We start from the raw sequence: 5,637 nt of genomic DNA, 5'->3' as shown, positions 1-5,637 counted from the left end.
CCTTCAACTCGGTCAGCAGCACCTGGAACTCGGCCTCGCCCAGCCCGTCGAGCTTGGGCGGCGTGACCTCGACCAGCGTCGCACCGCTCGCGCGCAGCACGCCGAGCGCGGCGTCGAAGCGCGCGGCGAGATCGGGCGACAGGCCTTCGGGGCGGATCACACCGACCCGCATCCCAGACAAGGCCGCGGCCGACAGACCCGCGGTATAGTCGCGCACCTGCGTGCCCGCGGTCGCCGGATCGGCCGGGTCGGGCGCCGACATCGCCGACAGCAGCAGCGCGGCGTCGCGCACGCTGCGCGCCATTGGTCCGGCCGTGTCCTGGCTGTGGCTGATCGGCACCACGTGCGTCCGGCTGGCGAGCCCCAGCGTCGGCTTGAACCCGACCAGCCCGTTGACCGACGACGGACAGGTGATCGACCCGTCGGTCTCGGTACCCACCGCCGCCGCGGCGAAGCTCGCCGCCACCGCCGCGCCCGAACCCGACGACGAGCCGCACGCGGTGCGGTCGAGCGCGTAGGGGTTGCGCACCAGCCCGCCGACCGCGCTCCATCCGCTCATCGACCGGTCGGAGCGGATGTTGGCCCATTCGGACAAGTTGGTCTTGCCCAGGATCACCGCGCCCGCGGCGCGCAGCCGCGCGACCAGCGGCGCGTCGCGGCGCGTGACGTTGGCGGCGAGCGCGAAGCTGCCCGCGGTGGTCGCGGTGCGATCGGCCGTCTCGACATTGTCCTTGATGAGGACGGGCACGCCGTGCAGCGGCCCGCGCACGCGCCCGGCGCGCCGCTCCGCATCGAGCGCCCTGGCCTGCGCGACCGCGTCCGGGTTGAGCGCGATGATGCTGCGCAACGTCGGTCCCCGGCGGTCCATCGCCGCGATCCGCGCCAAATACGCGCGCGTCAGCTCGACGCTGGTCGCCCGCCCCGCCGTCATCGCCGCCTGCACCTGCTCGATCGACCGCTCCTCCACCACCGCGGTGCGCGCCGCGGCGGGTGGCGCCGCGACGACGAGCGTGGCAGCGAGCAGCGCGGGCAACGCGGCGGCGGTGAGCAGACGGTTCGGGATCATCGAACGCGACGATGCGACACGATGCGGGACCACGCAAGCGGGCGTTCGCCGGCCCTGCTCAGCGGCCGGTATAGGTGAAGATCACCGGCACGATGATCGGCATGTCCTCGACCCGGCGCGCGCGCGTGACCGGCACGATACGAAAGACCGGCGACATCGTTACCGCCGCCTGCCCGAAGCCCGAGCCGACCGGCGTCTCCGCCAGTGCGCGGCACCGCGTCGGCGGCCCGACACGCGGAACGACACATTCGAGGATCGCCTTGCCCGAAAGCTTCGCCGCGACCGCCGCGGGCGGCCAGTAGGGCTTCATCTCGCTGTTGGTCGGCATTCGCAGCCAGCGCGCACGCGCCAGCCGGCCGCGCCCGCGCCCCGGTCCGTTGCCGTCGCCCTGCCCGCTGCCGTTGCCGCGCCCCACCGCTTCACCGACGCCGACCCCCATCGCCGCACTGCGGAGCCCGCTTACCGCGTCGGCGCTGGCGTGCAGCGCGAGGTCGAGCCCCTCGTCGGTGATCGGGGCGGCGCGGACCGGCGACTCGTCCAGCCGCGCGGACGGCAGCGGCAGTTCGGGCCGGGGTACGGGCATGGCGAGAACACCTGTATCGCGCGGCGAGGCACGGCCGGCGGACGAGCCACCCGGATCGTCGTTGCGGGTCGTCGCAGGGTCGGACGGCGGCGTGACCGGCTCCGGAGGTGCGACGGTCGGCGGCGGCGGCTCGGGCGGCGCGACGTCGAACGTCAGCAGCGCGGGCACCGGCACGACCGATGGCAGCGACGACGTGGGCCACCATAGCAGCAGCGCGACAACGCCCAGGTGCAGCGCGACCGACGCCGCCGCCCAGCGCGAGCGCTTCGGCTCGCGTTCCGCGGCGAGCCGTCGATACGACATGGCCGACACTCCCGTCTCTGTTGCGCCGTTTCTGACGCGCGCGCACCTGCATCGTCAAGCGGGTCCGGTACCGCCGTCGCGCGCCGTCGATGCGTGGCCCTGCGGGGCATGGCGCTGGCCTAAGTCGCGTCGCCACCCTATCTCGCGCGCCATGGACCCCAATGGTGTTATCTGGTCGGCGGCGGTGTGGATCATCCCGCTGGTGATCGCGATCGTCTTTCACGAAGTCAGCCACGGCCTCGCCGCGCGCGCGTTGGGCGATCCGACCGCGGCGCAGCTCAGGCGGCTGTCGTTCAACCCGCTGCGCCACGTCGATCCGGTCGGCACGGTGGTGCTGCCGCTGATGCTCGCGATCGCGAAGGTGCCGGTGTTCGGCTGGGCCAAGCCCGTGCCGGTCGACGCGCGGCGCATTACCCGGACCAACCCGCGCACCGGCATGCTGCTGGTCGCGCTCGCCGGGCCGGGGATGAACCTCGCGCTCGCCCTCGTCGGCGCGCTGCTGCTGGGCATCTTCGCGCACTGGGTCGGCGAGCCGGCGGACGGCAGCGCGGCGGCGTTCATCGGCGCCAACCTCGTCAACTTCCTGCTGATCAACGTCTTTCTCGCGCTGTTCAACCTGATCCCGCTGCCGCCGTTCGACGGCGGGCACGTCGTCGCCGGGCTGCTGCCCGAGCGCGCGGCGCTGCAATGGGACAAGCTCGCGCGCTTCGGCTTTCCGCTGCTCATCGTCCTGCTGCTGGTGCTGCCCGCGCTGGTGCCGGGCGCGAACATCGTCCAGCGCCTCGTCGCGCCGCCCGCGCAGGCGCTGACGCAGGCGTATCTCGCCATCGCCGCGGCAATCGCCTGAGATGCACGGCTGGCTGGTGATCGACAAGCCGGTGGGAATCGGCTCGACGCAGGTCGTCTCCGCGGTGAAGCGCGCGCTGCGCACCGCCGGGGGCCCGAAGGTCAAGGTCGGCCACGGCGGCACGCTCGACCCGCTGGCGAGCGGCGTGCTGCCGATCGCGCTGGGCGAGGCGACCAAGCTCGCCGGGCGGATGCTCGACAGCGACAAGGTCTACGCCTTCACGCTCGCGTTCGGCACGCAGACAGCGACGCTCGACGCCGAGGGCGAGGCGGTCGCGACCAGCGACGTGCGCCCGATCGCGGCCGCGCTCGATGCAGTCCTGCCGCGCTTCACCGGCCCGATCGCGCAGGTGCCGCCGGCCTATTCCGCGCTCAAGGTCGACGGGCAGCGCGCCTATGATCTGGCACGTGCCGGCGAAGAGGTCGTGCTCGCCTCCCGCGACGTGACGATCCATCGCCTGACGCGCGACGGCGACGCCGCCTCCGACACGATACTGAATGAGGTCACGCTCGTCGCGCACGTGTCCAAGGGTACGTATATCCGCAGCCTCGCGCGCGACATCGCGCTGGCGCTCGGGACAGTCGGCCATGTCACCTGGCTGCACCGCGTGAAGGCGGGGCCGTTCGCCCTCGTAGGGGCGATAACGCTGGACAAATTGGACGCGGCCGCTAAGGCGTCGTCGCTGGAACCATTACTCCTGCCATTGAGGGCGGGGCTGGACGACATCCCGGCCTTTGTTCTCACGCCCGACCAGGCAGGCGCGCTTCGACAGGGGCGGGTGCTGGACGGGATCGCCGCCGACGATGGTCTCGTCTTCGCGCTATCGGGCGACACGCCCGTCGCGCTTGCCGAGGTTGAAGCCAATCAGCTTCGCGTCGTTCGCGGCTTCAATCTGTGACCTGATGTCGAGGACAATATTTCAATGTCGATCACTGCCGAACGCCGCCAGGAAGTCATCAAGGAACACGCCCGCGCCGAGGGCGACACCGGATCCACCGAGGTCCAGGTCGCAATCCTCACCGAGCGTATCCGCAACTTGACCGAGCACTTCAAGGGCCACGCCAAGGACAACCACTCGCGTCGCGGCCTGCTCATGATGGTCAACAAGCGTCGCTCGCTGCTGGATTACCTCCGCAAGACCGACGGCGACCGTTACCTGGCGCTGATCGCGAAGCTCGGCCTTCGCAAGTAACCGGCAAGGGCGGCCCTCGGGTCGCCCTTCGCTTATCCGCGCCGTCGCAATCCGGTGACGACGCAGGGGGCGACCACTCGCCCCGCACCGCGCAGGCCGGACAGCCTGCACCACGAGGCCCCGGATGCATCGGGCATCCGGTCCAAAGGAAATCATATGTTCGATACCAAGAAGGTCAGCATCGAATGGGGTGGCAAGACCCTGACGCTGGAAACCGGCAAGGTCGCGCGTCAGGCCGACGGCGCCGTGATCGCGACGCTGGGCGAGACGGTCGTGCTCTGCGCGGTCACCGCCGCCAAGACGGTCAAGGAAGGGCAGGACTTCTTCCCGCTCACCGTCCACTACCAGGAAAAGTTCTCGGCCTCGGGTCGCATCCCCGGCGGCTTCTTCAAGCGCGAGCGCGGCGCCACCGAGCGTGAGACGCTGGTCAGCCGCCTGATCGACCGTCCGATCCGCCCGCTGTTCCCCGAAGGGTTCTACAACGAGATCAACTGCATCGCGCAGGTGCTGTCGTACGACGGCGAGAACGAGCCTGACATCCTCGCGATGGTCGCCGCCTCCGCCGCGCTGACCATCTCTGGCGTGCCGTTCATGGGCCCGATCGGCGCCGCGCGCGTCGGCTACAAGGACGGTGAGTATCAGCTCAACCCGACCGATTCCGAGGTGCTGGAAGGCGAGCTCGACCTGGTCGTCGCCGCCACGCACGACGCGGTGATGATGGTCGAGTCGGAGGCCAAGGAGTTGTCCGAGGACGTGATGCTCGGCGCGGTGATGTTCGCGCACAAGGCGTCGCAGGACATCATCAACGCGATCATCGACCTGGCCGAGCAGTCGGCGAAGGACCCGTGGGAGCTGGCGCCGGTCGAGGACAAGTCGGCGAAGATGGCCAAGCTGAAGAAGGCCATCGGCAAGGACATGGAGGCGGCCTACAAGCTGACCGACAAGCAGGCGCGCCAGACCGCGATCAACGCCGCCCGCACCAAGGCACGCGAAGCGTTCGCCGACCTGAAGGAAGCCGATCCGGCCGAGTATCTCGGCACCTTGAAGCTGGTGAAGAAGCTCGAGGCCGATATCGTGCGCGGCGCGATCCTCAAGACCGGTCGCCGCATCGACGGCCGCGACACCACCACGGTGCGTCCGATCGAGGCGGAGGTCCACTTCCTGCCGCGCGCGCACGGCTCGGCGCTGTTCACCCGCGGTGAGACGCAGACGATCGCGACCACCACGCTCGGCACGCGCGACGCGGAGCAGATGATCGACGGGCTGAACGGCCTGTCGTACCAGAACTTCATGCTCCACTATAACTTCCCGCCCTACTCGGTCGGCGAAGTCGGCCGCTTCGGTGCGCCGGGGCGCCGCGAAGTCGGTCACGGCAAGCTCGCCTGGCGCGCGCTGCATCCGGTGCTGCCGTCGAAGGAGGAGTTCCCGTACACGATCCGCGTCACCTCCGACATCACCGAGTCGAACGGCTCGTCGTCGATGGCGACGGTCTGCGGCGGCTCGCTGTCGATGATGGACGCGGGCGTGCCGCTCAAGCGTCCCGTCTCGGGCATCGCGATGGGTCTGATCCTGGAGGGCAAGGACTTCGCCGTCCTGTCCGACATCCTGGGTGACGAGGATCACCTGGGCGACATGGACTTCAAGGT

The 5,637-nt window shown here is 70.2% G+C and carries 6 protein-coding genes; 4 read left to right on the top strand and 2 right to left on the bottom strand.

The window, feature by feature from the left end; all coding sequences use genetic code 11:
• Both ACFDS6_RS08000 and ACFDS6_RS07995 read right to left on the bottom strand, forming a co-directional pair.
• The coding region (locus ACFDS6_RS08000; protein ID WP_375271615.1) for an amidase family protein at positions 1-1,066 on the bottom strand (1,066 nt) is incomplete at its 3' end.
• A gap of 58 nt (positions 1,067-1,124) precedes the next feature.
• Entirely contained in the window at positions 1,125-1,952 is an 828-nt protein-coding gene (locus ACFDS6_RS07995; protein ID WP_375271614.1) for a hypothetical protein, read from the bottom strand.
• A 151-nt stretch (positions 1,953-2,103) separates the two neighbouring features.
• Here ACFDS6_RS07995 and ACFDS6_RS07990 point away from each other — a divergent pair, with 151 nt between their 5' ends.
• The 4 genes from ACFDS6_RS07990 to pnp form a co-directional block, all read left to right on the top strand.
• A complete protein-coding gene (locus tag ACFDS6_RS07990) occupies positions 2,104-2,799 on the top strand; it encodes a site-2 protease family protein (protein WP_375271613.1) in 696 nt (231 codons plus the stop codon).
• Position 2,800: 1 nt separating this feature from the next.
• Positions 2,801-3,697: a tRNA pseudouridine(55) synthase TruB gene (gene truB / locus ACFDS6_RS07985; protein ID WP_375271612.1), complete on the top strand. Its 897-nt coding sequence runs from the start codon at positions 2,801-2,803 to the stop codon at positions 3,695-3,697.
• A gap of 24 nt (positions 3,698-3,721) precedes the next feature.
• Complete coding sequence (gene rpsO / locus ACFDS6_RS07980; protein WP_219767129.1) at positions 3,722-3,991, top strand: 30S ribosomal protein S15; 270 nt, start codon at positions 3,722-3,724, stop codon at positions 3,989-3,991.
• A 156-nt stretch (positions 3,992-4,147) separates the two neighbouring features.
• Positions 4,148-5,637 (top strand): polyribonucleotide nucleotidyltransferase (gene pnp / locus ACFDS6_RS07975; protein ID WP_375271611.1); only part of this gene is annotated, 1,490 nt, incomplete at its 3' end.

Source organism: Sphingomonas sp. (assembly GCF_042095875.1).
Taxonomy (GTDB): domain Bacteria; phylum Pseudomonadota; class Alphaproteobacteria; order Sphingomonadales; family Sphingomonadaceae; genus Sphingomonas.
Note: the sequence above shows the minus strand (reverse complement) of the source record. Positions and strands in the feature narration are given on the sequence as shown.

Coding starts and splice junctions, on each gene's coding strand:
- ACFDS6_RS07995 (WP_375271614.1), bottom strand. CDS start 1,952: ATGTCGTATCGACGGCTCGCCGCGGAACGCGAGCCGAAGCGCTCGCGC.
- ACFDS6_RS07990 (WP_375271613.1), top strand. CDS start 2,104: ATGGACCCCAATGGTGTTATCTGGTCGGCGGCGGTGTGGATCATCCCG.
- truB (WP_375271612.1), top strand. CDS start 2,801: ATGCACGGCTGGCTGGTGATCGACAAGCCGGTGGGAATCGGCTCGACG.
- rpsO (WP_219767129.1), top strand. CDS start 3,722: ATGTCGATCACTGCCGAACGCCGCCAGGAAGTCATCAAGGAACACGCC.